Source organism: Pseudomonas sp., from assembly GCF_049300855.1.
Taxonomy (GTDB): Bacteria; Pseudomonadota; Gammaproteobacteria; order Pseudomonadales; family Pseudomonadaceae; genus Aquipseudomonas.
The window spans coordinates 1-23,087 of record NZ_JBAQKH010000006.1 but is presented as its reverse complement, the minus strand read 5'-3'; the positions used below and the strand labels follow the sequence as shown (position 1 = coordinate 23,087).

Annotated in this window: 18 protein-coding genes; 16 read left to right on the top strand and 2 right to left on the bottom strand. The window is 60.9% G+C overall.

Annotated elements, in window-relative coordinates:
* Window positions 1–32: 32 nt before the first annotated feature.
* Window positions 33–3,311 (bottom strand): sensor domain-containing protein, encoded by a 3,279-nt coding sequence (locus tag WA225_RS01505; RefSeq protein ID WP_422606601.1) that lies wholly within the window; start codon window positions 3,309–3,311, stop codon window positions 33–35.
* A gap of 74 nt (window positions 3,312–3,385) precedes the next feature.
* Window positions 3,386–4,270: a LysR family transcriptional regulator gene (locus WA225_RS01500; RefSeq protein ID WP_422606600.1), complete on the bottom strand. Its 885-nt coding sequence runs from the start codon at window positions 4,268–4,270 to the stop codon at window positions 3,386–3,388.
* Window positions 4,271–4,410: 140 nt separating this feature from the next.
* Between WA225_RS01500 and leuC the strand changes: the two genes are divergently transcribed.
* From leuC to WA225_RS01420, 16 genes are all read left to right on the top strand, one after another.
* Window positions 4,411–5,829 carry a 3-isopropylmalate dehydratase large subunit gene (leuC, locus tag WA225_RS01495; RefSeq protein WP_016984527.1) on the top strand — a complete coding sequence of 473 codons (1,419 nt, stop codon included), beginning with the start codon at window positions 4,411–4,413 and terminating at the stop codon, window positions 5,827–5,829.
* 11 nt (window positions 5,830–5,840) lie between these two features.
* Entirely contained in the window at window positions 5,841–6,485 is a 645-nt protein-coding gene (gene leuD, locus WA225_RS01490; RefSeq protein ID WP_221733773.1) for a 3-isopropylmalate dehydratase small subunit, read from the top strand.
* A 147-nt stretch (window positions 6,486–6,632) separates the two neighbouring features.
* Window positions 6,633–7,400, top strand: coding sequence for a class I SAM-dependent methyltransferase (locus WA225_RS01485; RefSeq protein WP_422606599.1), 768 nt, complete (start codon window positions 6,633–6,635; stop codon window positions 7,398–7,400).
* A gap of 54 nt (window positions 7,401–7,454) precedes the next feature.
* Complete coding sequence (leuB, locus tag WA225_RS01480; protein ID WP_038363640.1) at window positions 7,455–8,537, top strand: 3-isopropylmalate dehydrogenase; 1,083 nt, start codon at window positions 7,455–7,457, stop codon at window positions 8,535–8,537.
* A gap of 66 nt (window positions 8,538–8,603) precedes the next feature.
* Window positions 8,604–9,716, top strand: a complete 1,113-nt coding sequence (gene asd / locus WA225_RS01475) for an aspartate-semialdehyde dehydrogenase (RefSeq protein ID WP_008083209.1) — start codon at window positions 8,604–8,606, stop codon at window positions 9,714–9,716.
* A 258-nt stretch (window positions 9,717–9,974) separates the two neighbouring features.
* Window positions 9,975–10,985: an aspartate-semialdehyde dehydrogenase gene (locus WA225_RS01470; RefSeq protein ID WP_422606598.1), complete on the top strand. Its 1,011-nt coding sequence runs from the start codon at window positions 9,975–9,977 to the stop codon at window positions 10,983–10,985.
* A gap of 208 nt (window positions 10,986–11,193) precedes the next feature.
* Complete coding sequence (locus WA225_RS01465; RefSeq protein ID WP_422606597.1) at window positions 11,194–13,857, top strand: FimV/HubP family polar landmark protein; 2,664 nt, start codon at window positions 11,194–11,196, stop codon at window positions 13,855–13,857.
* Window positions 13,858–14,131: 274 nt separating this feature from the next.
* Window positions 14,132–14,956: a tRNA pseudouridine(38-40) synthase TruA gene (gene truA / locus WA225_RS01460; RefSeq protein WP_422606634.1), complete on the top strand. Its 825-nt coding sequence runs from the start codon at window positions 14,132–14,134 to the stop codon at window positions 14,954–14,956.
* Window positions 14,957–15,021: 65 nt separating this feature from the next.
* On the top strand, window positions 15,022–15,648 hold the full coding sequence (locus WA225_RS01455) for a phosphoribosylanthranilate isomerase (protein WP_422606596.1): 627 nt from the start codon (window positions 15,022–15,024) through the stop codon (window positions 15,646–15,648).
* Between the two features lie 203 nt (window positions 15,649–15,851).
* A complete protein-coding gene (accD, locus tag WA225_RS01450; RefSeq protein WP_007913458.1) occupies window positions 15,852–16,772 on the top strand; it encodes an acetyl-CoA carboxylase, carboxyltransferase subunit beta in 921 nt (306 codons plus the stop codon).
* Window positions 16,769–18,076: a bifunctional tetrahydrofolate synthase/dihydrofolate synthase gene (gene folC / locus WA225_RS01445; RefSeq protein WP_422606595.1), complete on the top strand. Its 1,308-nt coding sequence runs from the start codon at window positions 16,769–16,771 to the stop codon at window positions 18,074–18,076. The genes accD and folC overlap by 4 nt, the downstream gene beginning before the upstream one ends.
* Window positions 18,060–18,710: an SPOR domain-containing protein gene (locus WA225_RS01440; RefSeq protein WP_422606594.1), complete on the top strand. Its 651-nt coding sequence runs from the start codon at window positions 18,060–18,062 to the stop codon at window positions 18,708–18,710. The genes folC and WA225_RS01440 overlap by 17 nt, the downstream gene beginning before the upstream one ends.
* A gap of 98 nt (window positions 18,711–18,808) precedes the next feature.
* Complete coding sequence (locus tag WA225_RS01435) at window positions 18,809–19,369, top strand: CvpA family protein (protein ID WP_007913461.1); 561 nt, start codon at window positions 18,809–18,811, stop codon at window positions 19,367–19,369.
* Window positions 19,370–19,410: 41 nt separating this feature from the next.
* A complete protein-coding gene (gene purF / locus WA225_RS01430; protein ID WP_007913462.1) occupies window positions 19,411–20,916 on the top strand; it encodes an amidophosphoribosyltransferase in 1,506 nt (501 codons plus the stop codon).
* 73 nt (window positions 20,917–20,989) lie between these two features.
* Window positions 20,990–22,201 carry an O-succinylhomoserine sulfhydrylase gene (locus WA225_RS01425; protein WP_422606593.1) on the top strand — a complete coding sequence of 404 codons (1,212 nt, stop codon included), beginning with the start codon at window positions 20,990–20,992 and terminating at the stop codon, window positions 22,199–22,201.
* Window positions 22,198–22,974: an SDR family oxidoreductase gene (locus tag WA225_RS01420; protein WP_422606592.1), complete on the top strand. Its 777-nt coding sequence runs from the start codon at window positions 22,198–22,200 to the stop codon at window positions 22,972–22,974. Before WA225_RS01425 ends, WA225_RS01420 begins: the two co-directional genes overlap by 4 nt.
* Window positions 22,975–23,087: the final 113 nt, after the last annotated feature.

The following is a 23,087-nucleotide window of genomic DNA, read 5'->3' as shown; positions in this document are numbered from 1 at the left end:
GGCAATTGCGCGTCTGTTGCAACGTGCACGGTTTATGGCAAGAGCTTTTTCAGATCCTTGAGCGCAACCGGTCGGCTGTGCAGATAGCCTTGATACAAATGGCAGCCCAAACCCTGCAGGAACGCCAGTTGTTCCGGGGTTTCCACGCCTTCGGCAATCACCTCCAGTTCCAGGCTGCGTGCCATGGCGACAATCGCGCGAATGATCTCGGCATCGTTCGGGTCAGTGGTCGCATCACGGATAAACGACTGGTCGATTTTCAGCGTGTCCACTGGCAGGCGCTTGAGGTAGGTCAGTGACGAATAGCCGGTGCCAAAGTCATCCATGGCAAAACTCACACCGAGCTTCTTCAAGCGGCGCATTTTGCTGATGGTGTCTTCGAGGTTCTGGATGACGATGCCTTCGGTGATTTCCAGTTTCAGCAGCGAGCAGGGCAGGCCGTGGCTGCTCATGCTGTGCTCGATGCGCTCGACGAAGTCATTCTGACGGAACTGTCGTGGGCTGATGTTCACGCACAGGCTGAAATTCAGCGGGTCGACCCGTTTCTGCGCGATCAGTTGTTTGAAGGCATTGCAGGCCTCATCCAGAATCCAGGTGCCGACTTCGAGAATCAGGCCGCTGTCTTCCAGCACTTTGATGAACTCGGTAGGCGACTGCGCGCCCAGTTCGGGGTGATTCCAGCGCACCAGGGCTTCGGCACCGATGATGCGGTTGTCGCGGGCATCCACCTGCGGCTGAAAGTGCACGTTGAACTCACCGCGCGACAGCGCCAGGCGCAAGTCGGTCTCCATGCGCAGCCGTTCGCTGGCCGCTTTCTGCATGGTGTTGTGGTACATCTGCGTGGTGTTGCGCCCGGAATCCTTGGCCCGGTACAGCGCGATATCGGCGCGTTTGAGCAGGTCGGTCGGCGTCGAGCCATGATCGGGGATCAGCGCCACGCCAATACTCGGCGTCACTTGCAGGCGCTGGCCGTCGAGGAACATCGGTTCCGAGAGCAATTCGCGCAGGGTGTCGGCCAGATTGCGCACCTGCACGCTGACTTCGTTACGCGAACCTTCAAGACCGCTGAGCAATACCACGAACTCATCGCCACCGAGGCGCGCGACGGTGTCTTCCATGCGCACGCTGGCTTCGAGCCGCGCGGTGATGATCTTCAGCACCGTGTCGCCGACCGGGTGGCCGAGGGAGTCATTGATGTGCTTGAAGTGATCGAGATCGAGAAACAGCAAGGCGCCGCGCAGGTTGTGGCGCTTGAGCAGGGCGATCTGCTGGCTCAGGCGATCCATCAACAGCGCCCGGTTGGGCAGGTTGGTCAGCGGATCGTGATAAGCCAGATGACGAATCTGCGCTTCGGCGTTTTTCAACAGGCTGACGTCGCGGGCGGTCAGCAACAGGCACGCGGTTTCATTAAGGGTGATCGGCTCGACCGAGACCTCCACCGTCAGTAACTCCCCGCGCTTGTTGCGCCCGAGCATTTCCTGATGGTGTACGCGGCCCTTGATCTGCAATTCGGCGAGTAAGGCCGAACGCTGTTTTTCCTCGGCCCAGATGCCCACCTGATACACGGTTTTGCCCACGACTTCTTCAGCGCGATAACCAGTGAGCCGGCAGAAACCGTCGTTGACTTCCAGGTAACGGCCGGTGTCGCGTTCGGTGATGGTGATGGCGTCGGGGCTGGAGTGAAACGCTTTGGCGAATTTCTCTTCGCTGGCTTTCAGCGCCGCTTCCGAGCGCTGTTGCTGGGTGATATCGCGCAGGGTGGTGACGATGCACGGCTGGTCGCCGACGCTGATCTGCCGGCTGGAAATCACGCACGTCAGCGATTGCCCGTCCTTATGCTGCACGATAATCGCGACATTGCTCAGGCCTTGTTCGCGGATCACCCGCTCGATGCGTTGCAGGCTTTTCGCCGACGCGTCCCACAAGCCGATTTCTTCGGCGGTGTGGCCAATCACGTCGGCGGCGCTCCAGCCGAAAGTCTGGCTGAAGCTGGAGTTGATCTCGATGAACTCACCGGTTTCCTGGCGGGTGACGCAGATCGGGTCGGGGCTGACCTGGAACAGCGTGGCGAATTTCTCTTCCGAAGCCACCAGACGCTGTTCGCGTTCGACCTGATCGGTGATGTCGAGCAGCGTGCCGGCCATGCGCAGCGGTGCGCCGTTGTCGTCGCGATAGAGCCGCGCGCGGCTTTCCAGATAGCGTGAGCTGCCGTCCGGCAATTGCACGCGATAAGTCAGTTGATAGTTGCCCGCCGGGCCTTCGCGCAGGCTGCGGTAGGCGTCGCGCATGCTGTCGCGCTCCTCGCCGGGCACGCCTTCGAAAAACTCTTCGAACGATTCATGGAACGGTTTCGGTTCCAGCCCGTGCAATTGCGCGGCGCGCGCCGAGCCGTAGAGCATGCCACTGGGAATGTGCCAGTCCCAGGTGCCGAGTTGCGCCGAGTCCAGCGCCAGATCGAGACGTTCCTGGCTGTCCTTCAAGGCGTGTTCGGCAGCCTTGCGTTCGGTGGTGTCGAGGAAGGTGCTGAGCAGATAAGGCTGGCCTTCGAGTTCGACCTTTTGCGCACTGAGGATGCCATCGTGAATCTGCCCGTTGCTGGCGCGAAACTGCACTTCCATGCTGATCAATTCGCCCTTGGTGTTGGTCTTCTTGACCAGTTCGGCACGTTGCTCCGGATGCACCCACAGGCCCAATTCCAGGGTGGTGCGGCCGATGGCGCTCTGCACCGGCCAGCCAAACAGGCTTTCGAAATACTGGTTGGCCTCGCTGATCAGGCCATCTTCCTGACGGGTCAGCAAGACCATGTTCGGGCACAGGTGAAAAAGTGTCGCGAAACGTTTCTCCGAGCTGCTCAGGGCTTGTTCGCGTTGACGCTGGTGGGTGATTTCGCGAATCACCCCGATCATTCGGGGGCGGCCGTTTTTATCCGGCAGCAGGCTGCCGCTGATCTCCAGCCAGTGCAGGCTGCCGTCCGGCCAGCGGATGCGGTGGTGCATCGCTTGTTCCAGCGGCGCGCCGGCGATCACTGCGTGGAAGGCGCGAACGGTCTTGGCGCGATCCTCCGGGGGCAGCAAATCGAGGTATTCGAGGTCTTCCGGCAACGGCTGCCGAGGGTCGAAGCCGAACAATGCCTGGGTGCCACGTGACCAACTGATCTGCCCGCGCTCGATGTCCCAGTACCAGGCACCGAGGCGTGCGCCGTTGAGCGCGGCGAGCAATTGCGGCGCACTCTCCCAGCTCTGCTCGGAATGACGCGGGTCAATCGCCTGAATACGCGGCATCGGCGGAATTCGGTCAACAGATTTCGGCATTGATAACGGGCCTTGAGCTGATGGTGGCGTTAGGCACAGGGGCAGCGGCTCTATAGGAGTAGCACAAGTTGGCCTCAAGTCCCTGGCAGATCGATTTGTGCATCCAGCAATGCCATGAAGGCTCTTGCCGCATTCGATAGCGTCCGTTCGGTGTGCAAGATATAGCCTAGCTGGCGACTGAGCTGTATGCCCGGCAATGCGATGCTTGCCACCTGTTCATCGAGCATGGTCCGGGGTAAAACGCTCCAGGCCAGGCCGATCGAGACCATCATCTTGATGGTTTCCAGATAGTTGGTGCTCATGGCGATGTTCGGCGTCAGGCCTTGGGCCTCGAACAAGCGTTGGACAATATGATGGGTAAAGGTGTTACCGCCGGGGAAAACCGCCGGATGACCGGCAATGTCGGCCAGACTGACGGCGCCGTTATTGATCAGCGAGTGCTCCGGGGCGACTACAAAGTCCAGCGGGTCGTCCCAGACGGGTGTGGCTTTGACCAGTGCGTGCGGCTCCGGCGCGAGGGTAATGACCGCCAGTTCGGCGCGGCCATGGAGAATTTCCTCGTAGGCCACTTCCGAATCGAGAAACTGAATATCCAGCGCCACCTGTGGGTAGCGGCGGGTGAATTCCCTTAACAGCGGCGGCAAGCGGTGCAGGCCAATGTGGTGACTGGTGGCCAGGGTCAGGCGCCCGCTGACTTCACCACTGAGGTTGGTCAGGGCGCGGCGGGTGTCGTCGAGCACGTTGAGAATCTGATAAGCCCGTGGCAGCAGGGAGCGGCCGGCCTCGGTCAGGCCGACTTCACGGCCCAGTCGATCAAACAGACGCACCTTCAATTGCTGCTCCAGCCCGGCGATGCGTTTGCTGATTGCCGGTTGCGTCAGGTGCAAGCGTTCGCCGGCGCCGGAGAAGCTGCCGGTCTCGGCAATTGCGATAAAAGCGTTGAGGTTGGCCAGATCCATGTTGGTATTCCAGTTGGTTATCCAAAGCATAAAAAATATGAATTTGAGTTATTTAATCTAACCCCATAGGATCGGCCTCACAAGCCAAAGGGTTATTGATAAGCCCAGGGCATAGAAACAAGCTGATGAGGAACCGTCTGATGGCCGGCAAAACGCTCTACGACAAGCTCTGGGATTCGCATTTGGTCAAGCAGCGCGACGATGGCTCGGCGCTGATCTACATCGATCGTCACATCATCCACGAAGTGACCTCGCCGCAAGCCTTCGAAGGCCTGCGTCTGGCTGGGCGCAAGCCTTGGCGCATCGATGCCAACATCGCGACCCCGGACCACAACGTACCGACCACCCCAGAGCGCAAGGGCGGCATCGAAGCCATTGCCGATCAGGTCTCGCGTTTGCAGGTTCAGACCCTCGATGACAACTGCGATGAATACGGCATCGTCGAATTCAAGATGAACGACGTGCGCCAAGGCATCGTCCACGTGATCAGCCCGGAGCAGGGTGCAACCTTGCCGGGCATGACCGTGGTCTGCGGCGACTCGCACACCTCGACCCACGGTGCATTCGGCGCCCTGGCTCACGGTATCGGCACTTCCGAGGTCGAGCATGTGCTCGCCACCCAGTGCCTGGTCGCGAAGAAAATGAAAAACATGCTGGTGCGCGTTGAAGGGCAATTGCCGTTCGGCGTGACCGCCAAGGACATCGTCCTCGCGGTAATCGGCAAGATCGGCACCGCCGGCGGTAACGGCCACGCCATCGAGTTCGCTGGCAGCGCGATCCGCGACTTGTCCGTCGAAGGCCGCATGACCATCTGCAACATGTCCATCGAAGCCGGCGCCCGCGTGGGTTTGGTAGCGGCGGATCAGAAGACTGTCGACTACGTGAAGGGTCGCCCATTCGCCCCGAAAGGCGCGGAGTGGGACATGGCCGTCGAAGCCTGGAAAGACCTGGTCTCCGACGCCGACGCCAAGTTCGACACCGTGGTTGAGCTCGACGCTGCGCAGATCAAACCGCAAGTCAGCTGGGGTACTTCGCCGGAAATGGTTTTGGCCGTTGATCAGAACGTGCCGGACCCGGCCAAAGAGATGGATCTGGTCAAACGCGACTCGATCGTCCGTGCCTTGAAATACATGGGTTTGACCGCCAATCAGGCGATCACTGACATTCAGCTGGATCGCGTGTTCATCGGTTCCTGCACCAACTCGCGCATCGAAGACTTGCGCGCTGCGGCGGTGATCGCCAAGGGCCGCAAGGTTGCTTCGACCATCAAGCAAGCGATCGTGGTGCCGGGCTCGGGTCTGGTGAAAGCACAGGCGGAGGCCGAAGGTCTGGACAAGATTTTCCTCGAAGCCGGTTTCGAATGGCGTGAGCCGGGTTGCTCGATGTGCCTGGCGATGAACCCCGACCGTTTGGAGTCCGGCGAACATTGCGCCTCGACCTCCAACCGTAACTTCGAAGGCCGTCAGGGCGCCGGTGGCCGTACCCACCTCGTCAGCCCGGCCATGGCGGCGGCGGCAGCGGTGAACGGTCGTTTCATCGACGTTCGTGAATTGATCTAAAGGAGCGCAGCATGAAAGCTTTTACCCAGCACACTGGTCTTGTCGCGCCTCTGGATCGTGCCAACGTCGACACCGACCAAATCATCCCGAAACAGTTTTTGAAGTCGATCAAGCGCACTGGTTTCGGCCCGAACCTGTTCGACGAGTGGCGTTATCTGGATGTCGGGCAACCGTATCAGGACAACTCCAAACGCCCGCTGAACAAGGACTTCGTGCTCAACGCCGAGCGTTATCAAGGCGCCAGCGTATTGTTGGCCCGCGAGAACTTCGGTTGCGGCTCCAGTCGTGAGCACGCGCCGTGGGCGCTGGAAGAATACGGTTTCCGCAGCATCATCGCGCCGAGCTATGCCGACATCTTCTTCAACAACAGCTTCAAGAACGGCTTGCTGCCGATCATCTTGAGCGACGCTGAAGTCGATGAATTGTTTAAGCAAGTTGAGGCCGAGCCGGGCTATCAATTGCAGGTCGATCTGCACGCGCAGACCGTGACCCGTCCGGATGGCAAGGTGTACAGCTTTGAGATCGACGCGTTTCGCAAGCATTGCCTGTTGAATGGTCTGGACGATATCGGCCTGACTTTGCAGGACGGTGATGCGATTGCGACGTTTGAGGCCAAGCATCGGGTGAGCCAGCCGTGGTTGTTTCGCGACGCATAAGCAAGTTTTGAATTGATGCAGTTCAGGCTGGCCTCTTCGCGAGCAAGCTCGCTCCCACAGGGGAATGCATTTCAAGTGTGGGAGCGAGCTTGCTCGCGAAGGCGGTAGTCCAGGCAATACAAGGCTAAAACCCAGAAGGAAGTGACCATGACCAGCACCGCTCAACACACCCAGGTCGTACAAAAGCAATTCGGTGAACAGGCCGCCGCCTACCTGAGCAGCGCCGTTCACGCTCAAGGCACCGAATTCGCCCTGCTACAAGCTGAGCTGAAAGGGCAGGGCAACGCCCGGGTGCTGGACTTGGGTTGCGGCGCCGGTCACGTCAGTTTTCACGCCGCACCGCTGGTCAGGGAAGTGGTCGCCTACGACCTGTCGCAGCAGATGCTCGACGTGGTCGCCGCCGCTGCCGTTGATCGCGGTTTCACCAACATCGCCACGGTGAACGGCGCCGCCGAGCGTCTGCCGTTTGCCGATGGCGAGTTCGACTTCGTGTTCAGCCGTTATTCGGCGCATCACTGGAGCGATCTCGGTGTGGCCCTGCGTGAAGTGCGTCGGGTGCTGAAACCGGGCGGTGTGGCGGCGTTCGTTGATGTGTTGTCACCGGGCAGTCCATTGTTCGACACTTACCTGCAAAGCGTCGAAGTGCTGCGTGACACCAGTCATGTGCGCGATTATTCCGCCGCCGAATGGCTGCGGCAGGTCAGCGAGGCCGGTTTGCATGTGCGCAGTACCACGCGTCAGCGTCTGCGTCTGGAGTACACCAGTTGGGTTGAGCGCATGCGCACGCCTGAAGTGATGCGCGCGGCGATCCGCCAGTTGCAGCAGTCGATGGGCAACGAAGTGCGCGAATATTTTGAGATTGATGCCGATGGCTCGTTCAGTACAGATGTCATTGTGCTGATGGCTGAGCGCTAAGAATTTTTCCGGGCGTGCCGGTAAAGGCGCACCGATTGAAGACACGAGGAAAGCATGAGCAAGCAGATTCTGATTCTCCCAGGTGACGGTATTGGTCCGGAAATCATGGCCGAAGCGGTCAAGGTGCTGGAATTGGCCAACGACAAGTACAGCCTGGGTTTCGAGCTGAGCCATGACGTGATCGGTGGCGCCGCCATCGACAAGCACGGCGTGCCGCTGGCCGACGAAACCCTCGACCGTGCCCGCGCTGCCGATGCTGTGCTGCTGGGCGCCGTCGGTGGCCCGAAATGGGACACCATCGAGCGTGATATCCGCCCTGAGCGCGGCCTGCTGAAAATCCGTGCCCAGCTGGGCCTGTTCGGCAACCTGCGTCCGGCGATCCTGTACCCGCAACTGGCCGATGCGTCGAGCCTGAAGCCGGAAATCGTTGCCGGTCTGGACATCCTCATCGTCCGTGAGCTGACCGGTGGCATCTACTTCGGCGCGCCACGCGGCACCCGCACGCTGGAAAACGGCGAGCGTCAGTCCTACGACACGCTGCCGTACAGCGAGAGCGAAATCCGCCGCATCGCCCGTGTCGGTTTCGACATGGCCATGGTCCGTGGCAAAAAGCTCTGCTCGGTGGACAAGGCCAACGTGCTGGCGTCCAGCCAACTGTGGCGTGAAGTGGTCGAGCAAGTGGCCAAAGACTATCCGGAAGTCGAACTGAGCCACATGTACGTCGACAACGCCGCGATGCAACTGGTGCGCGCGCCGAAGCAGTTCGACGTGATCGTCACCGACAATATGTTCGGCGATATCCTGTCCGACGAAGCGTCGATGCTCACCGGTTCCATCGGCATGCTGCCTTCGGCCTCGCTGGACTCCAACAACAAGGGCATGTACGAGCCTTGCCACGGTTCCGCTCCGGACATCGCCGGTAAAGGCATCGCCAACCCGTTGGCGACCATTCTGTCGGTGTCGATGATGCTGCGTTACAGCTTCAATCTGCATGACGCGGCCGATGCCATCGAGAAAGCCGTGAGCGTGGTGCTGGATCAAGGCCTGCGCACTGGCGACATCTATTCGGCCGGTTGCAGCAAAGTCGGTACGCAGGAAATGGGCGACGCAGTAGTCGCCGCGCTGCGGAATCTGTAATCTCTCGGGCCCGCTGCGAAATTCAATACAAAGCAGCGGCCCACTTTTCAAGAAGGTGTAGTTGCGATGAAACGTGTAGGTCTGATCGGTTGGCGCGGGATGGTCGGTTCCGTGCTCATGCAGCGGATGCTGGAAGAGCAGGATTTCGATCTAATCGAGCCGGTGTTTTTCACCACGTCCAACGTCGGTGGCCAAGGCCCGTCCGTGGGCAAGGACATTGCTCCGCTCAAGGATGCTTACAGCATTGACGAGCTGAAGACCCTCGACGTGATTCTGACCTGCCAGGGCGGCGACTACACCAGCGAAGTGTTCCCGAAGCTGCGCGAAGCCGGCTGGCAGGGTTACTGGATCGACGCGGCCTCGAGCCTGCGCATGAACGATGACGCGGTGATCATTCTCGATCCGGTCAACCGCAAGGTCATCGACCAGCAACTCGACGCGGGCACCAAGAACTACATCGGCGGCAACTGCACCGTCAGCCTGATGCTGATGGGCCTGGGCGGTCTGTTCGAAGCCGGTCTGGTCGAGTGGATGAGCGCCATGACCTATCAGGCGGCCTCCGGTGCCGGCGCGCAGAACATGCGTGAACTGATCAAGCAAATGGGCGCGACCCACGCCGCTGTCGCCGATCAACTGGCCGATCCGGCCAGCGCGATCCTCGACATCGACCGTCGTGTCGCCGACGCCATGCGCAGCGAAGCGTACCCGACCGAAAACTTCGGCGTACCGCTGGCTGGCAGCCTGATCCCGTGGATCGACAAGGAACTGCCGAACGGTCAGAGCCGCGAAGAGTGGAAAGCCCAGGCCGAGACCAACAAGATTCTCGGTCGCTTCAAGAGCCCGATCCCGGTCGACGGCATCTGCGTGCGCATCGGCGCGATGCGTTGCCACAGCCAGGCGCTGACCATCAAGCTGAACAAAGACGTACCGATCGCCGATATCGAAGGGCTGATCAGCCAGCACAACCCTTGGGTCAAACTGGTGCCGAACAACCGCGATATCAGCATGCAGGAGCTGAGCCCGACCAAGGTCACCGGTACCCTGAATGTTCCGGTCGGTCGTTTGCGCAAGCTGAACATGGGTTCGCAGTTCCTCGGTGCGTTCACCGTCGGCGACCAACTGCTGTGGGGCGCGGCCGAACCGCTGCGTCGCATGTTGCGGATTTTGCTTGAGCGTTGATTGCTTGAAGTAATGAAAGAACCCGTGCCTTGAAAGAGGTGCGGGTTTTTTTATGCCGATCGTTCCCACGCTCTGCGTGGGAACGCATCCCGGGACGCTCCGCGTCCCTTCACAAGCCGAACGCAGAGCGTCCGATGCGGCATTCCCACGCAGAGCGTGGGAACGATCCGGGTGGGCGCCACAAATCCCGCAGAAATTGCCTGTGCGCCAGTCACCCGGTAAAGTGCCGCTCCCCCCGTTTCGCCAGAGGCTCGCACCATGACCCAGACCCTAGATATTGCCGTGATCGGCGCCACCGGTACTGTCGGCGAAACCCTCGTACAGATTCTCGAAGAGCGCGACTTCCCGGTCGGTAACCTGCACCTGCTGGCGAGCAGCGAATCCGCCGGCAGCTCGCTGCTGTTCCGCAACAAAAACGTGCGCGTGCGCGAAGTCGACGAGTTCGACTTCAGCAAGGTCAAACTGGTGTTTTTCGCCGCCGGCCCGGCGATCACCCTGAGCTACGCCGCCCGTGTCCAGGCTGCCGGTTGCTCGCTGATCGACCTGTCCGGCGCCTTGCCGGCCGATCAGGCACCGCAAGTGGTGCCGGAAGCCAACGCCGCAGTGCTCGCCGCTTTGACAGCGCCGTTTCAGGTCAGCAGCCCAAGCCCATCGGCCACTTCGCTGGCCGTGGTGCTGGCGCCGCTGCTTGATCTGCTCGATCTGCAATCGGTGCATGTCACCGCCAATCTGGCCGTATCCGCCCAGGGCCGCGAAGCCGTTACCGAACTCGCGCGGCAAACCGCCGAGCTGCTCAATATGCGCCCATTGGAGCCGACGTTCTTTGATCGGCAGATGGCCTTCAACCTGCTGGCGCAGGTCGGCACACCTGACGCGCAGGGCCATACACTGCTGGAAAAACGCCTGGTGCGCGAGTTGCGTCAGCTGCTGGCGCTGCCTTTATTAAAGATTTCCGCAACTTGCGTTCAAGCCCCGGTGTTTTTTGGCGATAGCTTTAGCGTGACCTTGCAGTCAACGCAGGCCGTCGACCTGACAAAGGTCAACGCGGCACTGGAAGATGCACCCGGAATTGAACTGGTCGAGGCCGGGGATTACCCGACGGCAGTCGGTGACGCGGTAGGGCAGGACGTTGTCTATGTCGGTCGCGTGCGCAGCGGTGTCGACGACCCGGCGGAACTTAATCTGTGGCTGACGTCAGATAACGTACGCAAAGGCGCGGCCCTAAACGCTGTGCAGGTGGCTGAATTGTTGATAAAAGACCTGCTGTAAAAGATACTTGGCAACAATTTGTCGACTGATTCTAGGTGAGCGCTATGCTTGCCCAGATTGCTTGATAACGTGTCACCCTCCGGGACTTTCCGGGGCATCAAAGAAATGATCGCGCGCGACATCTGTCGTCGTCGCGCGCAATGCCTTACGGCAGCGGTATTCAACATCTTCTCGCTGGCCGAGGAACGTTCAAACAAAGGATGAGGCTATGGTTCAAGTTCGCAAACTGGTGTTAGCAATAGCGGCCGCCTCGGCGCTGTCCTCCGGTATGGCGCATGCCCTCGGGCTCGGGGAGCTGACCCTGAAGTCGACCCTGAACCAGCCGCTGGTGGCTGAAATCGAGCTGCTCGACGTCAAGGATCTCACCGCTGCCGAAGTGGTGCCGAGCCTGGCTTCCCCTGAAGATTTCGCCAAGGCCGGCGTCGACCGCCAGGCCTTCCTCAACGATCTGACCTTTACCCCGGTGCTCAACGCCAGCGGCAAAAGCGTGCTGCGCGTCACCTCGAGCAAGCCGCTGTCGGAGCCGATGGTCAAGTTCCTCGTGCAGGTGATGTGGCCGAACGGCCGCCTGCTGCGCGACTACAGCGTGCTGCTCGATCCGTCGAAGTTCTCGCCACAGACGGCTGATGCCGCCGCGCAACCGGCGCCGTCGCAGACCATCGCTGCGCCGACCACTGGCGCCACGCACCCGACGCAGTACACCACCACGCCGCGCGATACCCTGTGGGAAATCGCCGCGAAGGCGCGTACCGGCGGTTCGGTGCAGCAGACCATGCTGGCCATTCAAGCCTTGAACCCGGATGCGTTCATCGGCGGCAACATCAACCGCCTGAAAACCGGTCAGGTGCTGCGTCTGCCGGATTCGGTGCAAAGCACGGCATTGCCGCAATCCAAAGCGATTGCCGAAGTGGCAGCGCAGAACGAAGCCTGGCGTCAGGGTCGTCGTTATGTGGCCAAGCCGGGCACCGGTCAGCAGCAACTCGATGCGACCAACCGTGGTCGCGGCAATAGCGGTGCTGCGCAGAACGCCCAGGACAATCTGAGCCTGGTTTCCGCCGAAAGCGCCAAGGCACGCGGCAAGGGCCCGGCCGGTGACGCCAAAGCCTTGAGCAACAAACTCGCGGTAACTCAGGAAAGCCTCGACACGACCCGTCGTGACAACGAGGAACTGAAAAGCCGCATGTCCGATCTGCAAAGTCAGTTGGATAAACTGCAGAAGCTGATCGAGCTGAAGAACAATCAGCTGGCGAAGATGCAGGCCGAAGGGTCGGGCGCTGCGCCGGCTGCAAACGCCGCCGCGCCGGTGGTGCCAGCGATCACTGCTGAATTGGCCGCCACACCGCCGGCCACTCCGGCAGAAGCCGCCACAACTTCGCCAACGCCGGAGTCGGCTATTGCGCCACCTGCGGAGACGCCGGTTGAGCCCGTGGTCGAGCCGGTTGTCGAAACCAAACCGGCCGCCGATGATGAAAAAACCTTCAACGAACTGCTGACCAATCCGATCCTGCTGGGTCTGGTCGGTGGCGGCGCCGTGGTTCTGCTGCTTCTGTTGTTGCTGCTGGCGCGTCGCCGCAAAGCGCAGCAAGAGGCCGAGAAACACATGCGCATGGCCCGTGCGCTGTCGGAGGAGCAAGAGTTCTCGGCTGAACAGGATCTGCCGGAAAGCAGCTTCGAAGGTCTGGAAACACCGGCAGCGAGCGTCAAGCTCAATACTCCGGCGCCTGCTCCAGCGCCTGTCGTGGCGCCGGTGGTGGCACCGATCGTCATGGCTGAGCCGATTGCCGCGCCGCTGGTGGCGCCGGCCGCCGAGCGCTCCGACGACGTCCTCGACAAGGCTCAGTCGCACATCAATGCCGGTCGCCTGAATCAGGCTGCCGCGCTGCTGGAAGAAGGCGTCAGCCTTGAGCCGCAGCGCAGTGATCTGCGCCTGAAACTGATGGAAGTCTACGGTCAGCAGGGCGACCGTGATGCGTTCGTCGGTCAGGAGCGTCAGTTGGTCGCTAATGGTGACAACTTCGCCAAGGTCGAAGAGCTCAAGAGTCGCTTCCCGGCCATGGCTGTCGTCGCTGCCGCGGGTCTGGCCGCAGCCGCCGTGGCTGCCGAGCTGGACGCGCAGTACGTCAAGGATTTGCTGCTGGATGAGCCTGAAGCACCGGCGCCGGCGCCAGTGGAAGATGATCTGGACAGCGCGTTTGACCTGAGCCTGGACGATCTCGACAACATCACGCCGGTCGAGCCTGCGCCGGTTGTTGAGCCTGAAGCGCCGATCGAACTGGACGAATTTCCGTCGGACGACGATCTGAGCTTCGAATCGGTGCTGCAACAGCAGACCGAGGTCAAAGAGAACCTGGACGATCTGTCGGACTTCGACCTGGATCTGGACCTTGGCGCCGAGCCGGCTCCAGCGGTTGATCTGGCCGACGACGATTTCCTGCTGGACCTGGACGAAGGCGTGAAGGATCTGTCGCCGGTCGAGCCGCCGGTGGTAGCTGACGTGCCTCAGGATGATCTCGAGCTGCCAGCCGATTTCGATCTGTCGCTGGCTGACGAGATGGACAGCAATCCGGCGGCTGAGCCTGATGCGTTCGCGACCGAGCTGGATGACGTCAACGCCGAGCTGGATCGCCTGTCGCAAAGCATCGCCGAACCGAGCTTTACCGAAGCTGATGCGGCGGTGGGTGGTGACCTGGGTGAGGACGATTTCGACTTCCTCGCCGGCACCGATGAGGCGGCGACCAAGCTCGATCTGGCTCAGGCCTACATCGACATGGGCGACAGCGACGGTGCGCGCGACATCCTCAACGAAGTGTTGACCGAGGGTGACGAGAAGCAGCGTGGTGAGGCCAAGGACATGCTGTTGAGCCTGCAGTAATTCCAGCAGTAAACGAAAACGGCAGCCCGGTGAGGCTGCCGTTTTTGTTTGTGCCGGAATGTGGGTTGTCTTGGCTATTGTCATCGCTGGCAAGCCAGCTCCCACAGGTTTTGTGTGCGCGGTAGAAACTGTGGGAGCTGGCTTGCCAGCGATGGGGGCCGCTCAGGCGACAGAGAACCCTCTGGCATCCCTGAACCACAGCCTTATAATGCCCGCCTTTGCACAAACAGCAGGCTGTCCCACCTTGGCAAACATAGAAAACCCGGTCGCCGAAATGGCCCCCGACGGCTTTTACCGCGTCGCACTGGGCGTTGAGTACAAAGGCTCGCGCTACAGCGGCTGGCAGCGTCAGTTGACGGGTGTCGCGACGGTGCAGGAAGAACTCGAAAAAGCCTTGTCGAAAGTCGCCAACTCACCGGTTTCGCTACAGTGCGCCGGGCGCACCGACGCCGGCGTGCATGCCTGCGGACAAGTGGTGCATTTCGATACGACGGTCGATCGTTCGCTGAAAGCCTGGGTGATGGGCGCCAACATCAATCTGCCGCATGACATCAGTGTCAGCTGGGCACGGGTGATGCCGGCGCATTTCCACGCGCGCTTCAAAGCCATCGCCCGGCGCTACCGCTACGTGATCTACAACGATCAGATTCGCCCGGCGCATCTGAACCAAGAAATCACCTGGAACCACCGTCCGCTCGACGTCGAGCGCATGGCCGAGGCCGCACAGTACCTGATCGGCACCCACGATTTCAGTGCGTTTCGCGCCGGCCAGTGCCAGGCCAAATCGCCGATCAAGAAGATGCACCACCTGCGCGTCACCCGTCACGGCAAAATGATCGTGCTCGACATCCGCGCCAATGCCTTTCTGCATCACATGGTGCGCAACATCGCTGGTGTCTTGATGACCATCGGTGCCGGCGAGCGCCCGGTCGAGTGGATGAAGGAAGTCCTCGAAAGTCGTGAGCGCCGCTCCGGTGGGGTGACCGCGCATCCGTACGGTCTGTATCTGGTGCAGGTCGAGTACCACGACGAATTCCCGTTGCCCGAGCGTTTTATCGGGCCACATTTCCTTACGGGTTTCTCCGAACTTGACGGCTGACGCCCTCGAACGCTTTTGTTACCATCCGGGACTTTCCCGGATTTTACCTTGGAGTTTTTCTCGACATGTCAGCCGTTCGCAGCAAGATCTGCGGGATTACCCGCATAGAAGATGCGCTGGCAGCCGTTGAGGCCGGAGCGGATGCGATCGGTTTCGTGTTTTACGCCAAGAGCCCGCGGGCGGTGACCGTGCAGCAGGCGCGGGCGATCATCCGGGCGTTGCCGCCGTTCGTGACCACCGTGGGTTTGTTCGTCAATGCCAGCCGCTGCGAATTGGGCGAAATCCTCGATGCCGTGCTGCTGGATCTGTTGCAGTTTCATGGCGATGAAGTCGCTGAAGACTGTGAAGGCTGGCATCGTCCCTATATCAAGGCGCTGCGGGTCAAGGCCGGTGATGACATTGCTGCAGCCGTTGATGCTTACCCGAGTGCCAGTGGCGTGCTGCTCGACACTTACGTTGAAGGCGTACCCGGCGGAACCGGTGAGGCCTTCGACTGGTCATTGATTCCGCAGGGTTTGAGCAAACCGTTGATTCTGGCCGGTGGTTTGACTCCCGAGAACGTCGCAGACGCCATGGCGCGGGTAAAACCCTACGCGGTAGACGTCAGCGGTGGGGTAGAGGCGAGCAAAGGCATCAAGGATCACGCAAAGGTTCGCGCGTTCATCAACGCGGTACGCAAAGCGCCATATTGATGTGACGGCTGGCAGTCTGCCGCCGTCCATCAATGCACTTGCATAAAGCAGGCGAGGCTGAGGGTTTATGGAATGCACGCAGGTCATGTTTCGCGCTGACCGTGGCAGTCCGGCAACCATCGCCACACACATGAATTTAGCTGAAGGCATACGCGGGGCTGCGAACCAGAGCGTTCGGGCCGCCGGTACTGGAGAAAGAAAGCATGAGCAACTGGTTAGTAGACAAACTGATCCCTTCGATCATGCGTTCCGAGGTCAAGAAGAGCTCGGTGCCTGAAGGTCTGTGGCACAAATGCCCGTCTTGCGAGGCTGTGCTGTATCGTCCGGAGCTGGAAAAGACCCTGGACGTTTGCCCTAAATGCAACCACCACATGCGCATCGGCGCACGTGCGCGCATCGACATCTTCCTCGATGCCGAAGGTCGCAACGAACTGGGCGCCGATCTGGAGCCGGTTGACCGTCTGAAATTCCGCGACGGCAAGAAGTACAAGGATCGCCTGACCGCTGCACAGAAGCAGACCGGCGAGAAAGACGCGCTGATCTCGGTCAGCGGCACCTTGCTGGGCATGCCAGTGGTGGTGTCGGCCTTTGAGTTCGCCTTCATGGGCGGTTCCATGGGCGCCATCGTCGGTGAGCGCTTCGTGCGCGCCGCCAACTACGCGCTGGAAAACCGTTGCCCGATGATCTGCTTCGCCGCCTCCGGTGGTGCGCGCATGCAGGAAGCGCTGATCTCGCTGATGCAGATGGCCAAGACCTCGGCCGTACTGGCGCGTCTGCGTGAAGAAGGCATTCCGTTCATTTCCGTACTGACCGACCCGGTCTACGGCGGTGTTTCGGCGAGCCTGGCGATGCTGGGCGACGTAATCGTCGGTGAGCCGAAAGCCCTGATCGGCTTCGCCGGTCCGCGCGTTATCGAGCAAACCGTGCGTGAAAAACTGCCGGAAGGTTTCCAGCGCAGCGAATTCCTGCTGGAGCACGGCGCGATCGACATGATCATCCATCGTCAGGAGCTGCGCCCGCGTCTGGGTAACCTGCTGGCACAAATGACTGGCAAGCCGACGCCGAAATTCGTCGCCGCGCCCATCGAGCCGATCGTGGTTCCACCGGTCCCTGCCGGCCTATGACCGAGCGCACCCTTGGCGAATGGCTCGCCTACCTTGAGCAGTTGCACCCGTCGGCCATCGACATGGGGCTGGAGCGTTCGCAACAGGTAGCGTCCCGCATGGGGCTGGGCCAGCCGGCGCCTCGGGTGATCACGGTCACCGGCACCAACGGCAAAGGTTCGACCTGCGCATTCGTGGCTTCATTGCTGCGCGCGCAGGGTCTGAACGTTGGTGTCTACAATTCTCCGCACCTGCTGCGTTACAACGAGCGGGTGCAGCTCAACGGCGTCGAAGCCACTGACGCGCAACTGTGCGAAGCCTTTGCTGCGGTCGAGGCCGGGCGCGGCGACACTTCCCTGACTTACTTCGAAATGGGCACCCTGGCGGCGTTCTGGCTGTTTCAACAGGCAAAACTCGACGCTGTGGTGCTGGAAGTCGGGCTGGGCGGGCGTCTGGACACGGTCAACGTGGTCGATGCCGACATCGCGCTGGTCACCAGCATTGGCGTCGATCACGCTGATTATCTGGGCGACACCCGCGAATCCGTGGCTTTCGAGAAGGCCGGAATTTTCCGTCAGGGCAAGCCGGCCTTGTGCGGCGATCTGAATCCTCCGCAACCGTTACTCGACAAGGCGCGGGAACTGGCGTGCCCGTTCTTCCTGCGTGGACGTGATTTCGACCTCGGCATTACCGATCAGCACTGGCAATGGCGCGGGACGGATGCTCAGGGTCAGGTGGTTGAACTGCGTGACTTGCCGCTGCTCGATCTGCCGATGGAAAACGCCGCCCTGGCATTGCAGGCGTATCTGCTGCTCGGTTTGCCGTGGAATGCTCAGCAGATCGTCGCGGCGTTGCAGTCGACTCGTGTGGTCGGCCGTCTGGATCGTCGTTCGTTCGAGTGGAACGGCAAACGCCTGAATCTGTTGCTGGATGTGGGTCACAATCCGCACGCCGCCGAGTATCTGGCCCGCCGTCTGGCCTCACGGCCGCCGGTCGGCAAGCGCCTGGCGGTGTTCGGTCTGCTGGCGGACAAGGATCTGGATGGTGTTGTCGGCGAATTGAATGCTAGTGTCGAGCATTGGGCTGTGGCGCCGCTGGATTCGGCGCGCGCACGCCCAGTGGCTGAGTTGCACGCAGCACTGCAGAACCTTGGCGCCGCCGTCACGTCTTACGACAGTGTCGCCGCCGCGCTGGAAGGGCAGTGTGCCGTGGCCACCAGTGACGACGAGATTCTGTTGTTCGGATCATTTTATTGTGTCGCCGAGGCCCTTGAATGGCTGGCCCGGCGCTCCACGGAGGAAGCGGCAAATGGCTTTGCTGGATAAAGCGTACAAGCAGCGCATGGTTGGCGCTTTGGTGCTGGTGGCGCTGGCGGTGATTTTCCTGCCGATGCTGTTTTCCCGTCAGGATGAGCAGCGTCAGGTGACGGTCGAAGCCCCGGCGGCGCCACAGGCGCCCGTTGTGCCGCAAGTGCAGATGGAAACGGTGGCCGTGCCTGAACCGCAAGCCTTGCCGCAAGAGCCAGTGCCAACGGATGAAGACGTCGCCGAAGACACGGCGCCTGCTGCGCCCGTCGCAGCGACGCCGACGGCTCCCATCATGATCACCAAGCCTGCTGCGCCGCCTGCGGTGGCCAAGTCGATTCCGGCGCCTGCGCAGCCTATCGCAGCGGCATCGAGCAAGCCTGACACCACGCCAAGCCGCGTCGATGCCAACGGCCTGTCGGTGAGCTGGTCGGTGCAACTGGCCAGCCTGTCGAGCCGCGCCAGTGCCGAAAGCCTGCAGAAGACCCTGCGTAGCCAGGGTTATAACGCCTACATCCGTTCGGCCGATGGCAAGAATCGGGTGTTTGTCGGCCCGCTGATCGAGCGCGCCGAAGCCGATCGTCTGCGTGATCTGTTGGGTCGTCAGCAGAACCTCAAGGGTTTTGTTGTACGTTTCCAGCCTGAGCGCGGCTAGAAACTATCACCTCGATTGAAATGCACTGACAATCGCAGCTTACCGAGAGGCATGCGCTCTGCTAAAATGCGCCGCCTTATCCGTCTGTAGGCTGCACTGTGCCATTTACCTGGGTTGACTGGGCGATCGTTGCAATCATCGCCATCTCCGCTTTGATCAGTTTGAGCCGCGGCTTCGTCAAGGAAGCATTATCGCTGGTGACCTGGATCATCGCAGGAGTCGTCGCCTGGATGTTCGGTGGTTCACTGTCCGAGTACCTCGCCGGATACATCGAAACCCCATCGGCTCGCGTGATCGCGGGCTGTGCCATCATGTTTGTCGCCACACTGATCGTGGGCGCAATGATCAATTATCTTATCGGCGAGTTGGTTCGCGTCACCGGGTTGTCCGGGACCGATCGATTCCTCGGCATGGCCTTCGGCGCTGCGCGTGGCGTGTTGCTGGTGGTCGTGGCGGTCGGGCTGTTGAGCCTGGGGCCGGTACAGCAGGACGGGTGGTGGAAAGAATCGCAGCTCGTGCCAAAGTTTCTATTGGTCGCCGACTGGTCCAAAAACCTGATACTCGGGTGGAGCAGTCAGTGGCTTGCCAGCGGAATCAGCGTACCCGCTGATATTCCGTTCAAGGAGCAACTCTTGCCGTCGGCGAAAACGCCTCAGTGAGTGTTGTTCAGTTCAGATCCATTAAGTAGGGGTTGCGTCGCATGTGTGGCATCGTCGGTATCGTCGGTAAGTCGAACGTCAATCAGGCGCTGTATGACGCGCTAACCGTGCTCCAGCACCGCGGCCAGGACGCTGCCGGTATCGTCACCAGCCATGATGGCCGGTTGTTCCTGCGCAAGGACAATGGCCTGGTGCGTGACGTGTTTCAACAGCGTCACATGCAGCGTCTGGTCGGCCACATGGGTATCGGTCACGTCCGTTACCCGACCGCGGGCAGCTCGACTTCGGCCGAAGCCCAACCGTTTTACGTCAACTCGCCTTACGGCATCACCCTGGCGCACAACGGTAACCTGACCAACGTTGAACAGTTGGCCAAAGAGATCTACGAATCCGACCTGCGTCACGTCAACACCAGTTCCGATTCGGAAGTGCTGCTCAACGTGTTCGCCCACGAGCTGGCCCAGCGCGGCAAGCTGCAGCCGACCGAAGAAGACGTGTTTGCCGCCGTGACCGACGTGCACAACCGTTGTGTTGGTGGTTACGCCGTTGTGGCGATGGTGACCGGTTACGGCATCGTCGGTTTCCGTGACCCGCACGGCATCCGTCCGATCGTGTTCGGCCAGCGTCACACCGACGAAGGCGTCGAGTACATGATCGCCTCGGAAAGCGTTTCGCTGGACGTGCTCGGTTTCACCCTGATTCGCGACCTGGCCCCGGGCGAAGCGGTCTACATCACTGAAGACGGCAAGCTGCACACCCGTCAGTGCGCGACCAACCCGTCTCTGACCCCGTGCATTTTCGAACACGTCTACCTGGCGCGTCCGGATTCGATCATCGACGGCGTGTCGGTCTACAAGGCCCGTCTGCGCATGGGCGAGAAGCTCGCCGAGAAGATCCTGCGCGAGCGTCCAGAGCACGACATTGACGTGGTTATCCCGATTCCGGACACCAGCCGCACTGCGGCACTGGAGCTGGCCAACCACTTGGGCGTGAAATTCCGCGAAGGTTTCGTCAAGAACCGTTACATCGGCCGTACCTTCATCATGCCGGGCCAGGCGGCTCGCAAGAAGTCGGTGCGCCAGAAGCTCAACGCCATCGAGCTGGAATTCCGCGGCAAGAACGTGATGCTGGTCGACGACTCGATCGTGCGCGGCACCACGTGCAAGCAGATCATCCAGATGGCCCGCGAAGCCGGCGCGAAAAACGTCTACTTCTGCTCGGCGGCGCCGGCAGTGCGCTTCCCGAACGTTTACGGCATCGACATGCCAAGCGCTCACGAACTGATCGCGCACAACCGTTCGACTCAGGATGTGGCGGATCTGATCGGCGCTGACTGGCTGATCTATCAGGACTTGCCTGACTTGATCGAAGCGGTCGGTGGCGGCAAGATCAAGATCGAGAACTTCGATTGCGCGGTGTTCGACGGCAAGTATGTCACCGGCGACGTCGACGAGGCCTACCTGAACAAGATCGAACAGGCGCGTAACGACTCCTCGAAGATCAAGACCCAGGCGGTCAGTGCGATCATCGATCTGTACAACAACTGAGTTTCTACCGGCCCTGAGGGGCCGGTTTTGTATCTGACTTTTAATTTTCGTGAACAGGGCAAGGAGTGACAGCATGAGTCAGGAATGGGATGCCGGTCGGCTGGACAGCGACCTTGAAGGCGTAGCGTTCGATACCCTGGCCGTACGTGCCGGTCAGCACCGTACGCCGGAAGGCGAGCACGGTGATCCGATGTTCTTCACTTCCAGCTACGTGTTCCGCACCGCCGCCGACGCGGCTGCGCGGTTTGCCGGCGAAGTGCCGGGCAACGTTTACTCGCGTTACACCAACCCGACCGTGCGCGCGTTCGAAGAGCGCATTGCTGCACTGGAAAGCGCCGAGCAAGCCGTGGCGACCGCCACCGGCATGGCCGCGATCATGGCAGTGGTAATGAGCCTGTGCAGCGCCGGCGATCACGTGCTGGTTTCGCGCAGCGTATTCGGCTCGACCATCAGTCTGTTCGAGAAGTACTTCAAGCGTTTCGGTGTGGAAGTCGATTACGTGCCGCTGGCCGACCTTTCGGGTTGGGATGCGGCAATCAAGTCGAACACCAAGTTGCTGTTCGTCGAATCGCCATCCAATCCATTGGCTGAGCTGGTCGATATCACCGCCCTGGCGGACATCGCGCATGCCAAAGGCGCGATGCTGGTAGTCGACAACTGCTTCTGCACGCCTGCATTGCAGCAGCCGCTGAAAATGGGGGCAGACATCGTCGTGCACTCGGCGACCAAGTTCATCGACGGCCAAGGCCGTTGCATGGGCGGTGTGGTTGCCGGCCGCAGCGAGCAGATGAAAGAAGTCGTCGGCTTCCTGCGCACTGCCGGGCCGACCCTGAGCCCGTTCAATGCGTGGATCTTCCTCAAAGGTCTGGAAACCCTGAACCTGCGAATGAAAGCACACTGCGCGAATGCCCAGGCGCTGGCCGAATGGCTGGAGCAGCAGGATGGCATCGAGAAGGTGCATTACGCCGGTCTCAAGAGCCACCCACAGCACGAACTGGCCCAGCGTCAGCAGAAGGGCTTTGGTGCGGTCGTGAGTTTCGAGGTCAAGGGTGGCAAAGAGGGCGCATGGCGCTTCATCGATGCGACGCGACTGATTTCGATCACCGCCAACCTCGGCGACAGCAAAACCACGATCACCCACCCGAGCACCACTTCTCACGGCCGTCTGGCGCCGCAAGAGCGTGAAGCGGCAGGCATTCGTGACAGTCTGATCCGCGTCGCGGTCGGTCTGGAAGACGTCGCTGACCTGCAAGCCGATCTGGCGCGCGGTCTGGCCGCGTTGTGATCGAGTTGTCCACTCCGACAGCGGGTACCCATGGCCGCGTCGCACTGGTCACGGGTGCCGCGCGCGGTATCGGTCTGGGGATCGCGGCGTGGCTGATCAGCGAAGGCTGGCAAGTGGTGCTGACCGATCTGGACCGTGTGCGCGGTTCGAAAGTGGCGAAGGTGCTGGGTGAAAACGCCTGGTTCATTGCCATGGATGTTGCCGATGAAAGTCAGGTAGCGCTCGGCGTGGCTGAAGTGCTGGGGCAGTTTGGTCGTCTCGATGCGCTGGTGTGCAACGCGGCGGTCGCTGATCCGCACAACATCACGTTGGAAAGTCTTGATCTGGCTTATTGGAACAGGGTGCTGGCGGTGAACCTCAGTGGGCCGATGCTGTTGGCCAAGCATTGCGCGCCGTACCTGCGCGCTCACAACGGCTCGATCGTCAATCTGGCCTCGACCCGTGCGCGGCAGTCGGAGGCAGACTCCGAGGCGTATGCGGCGAGCAAGGGCGGGTTGTTGGCGCTGACGCATGCACTGGCGATCAGCCTTGGGCCGGAGATTCGCGTCAATGCGGTCAGCCCGGGCTGGATCGACGCCCGCGATCCTTCTGCGCGTCGAGCCGAGCCCCTGGCTGAAGCCGATCATGCTCAGCATCCGGCGGGCAGGGTAGGGACGGTTGAAGACGTGGCGGCGATGGTTGCCTGGTTGCTGTCGAGGAATGCCGGGTTTGTCACCGGGCAGGAATTCGTCGTCGACGGCGGCATGACCAAGAAAATGATTTACAGCGAATAGATCGCGTTCTTTTTCTGAATTTGCGTTGAATGGACTGGCGCCTTCGCGAGCAAGCTCGCTCCCACATTTGGAATGCAATCCCCTGTGGGAGCGAGCTTGCTCGCGAAGGCGGT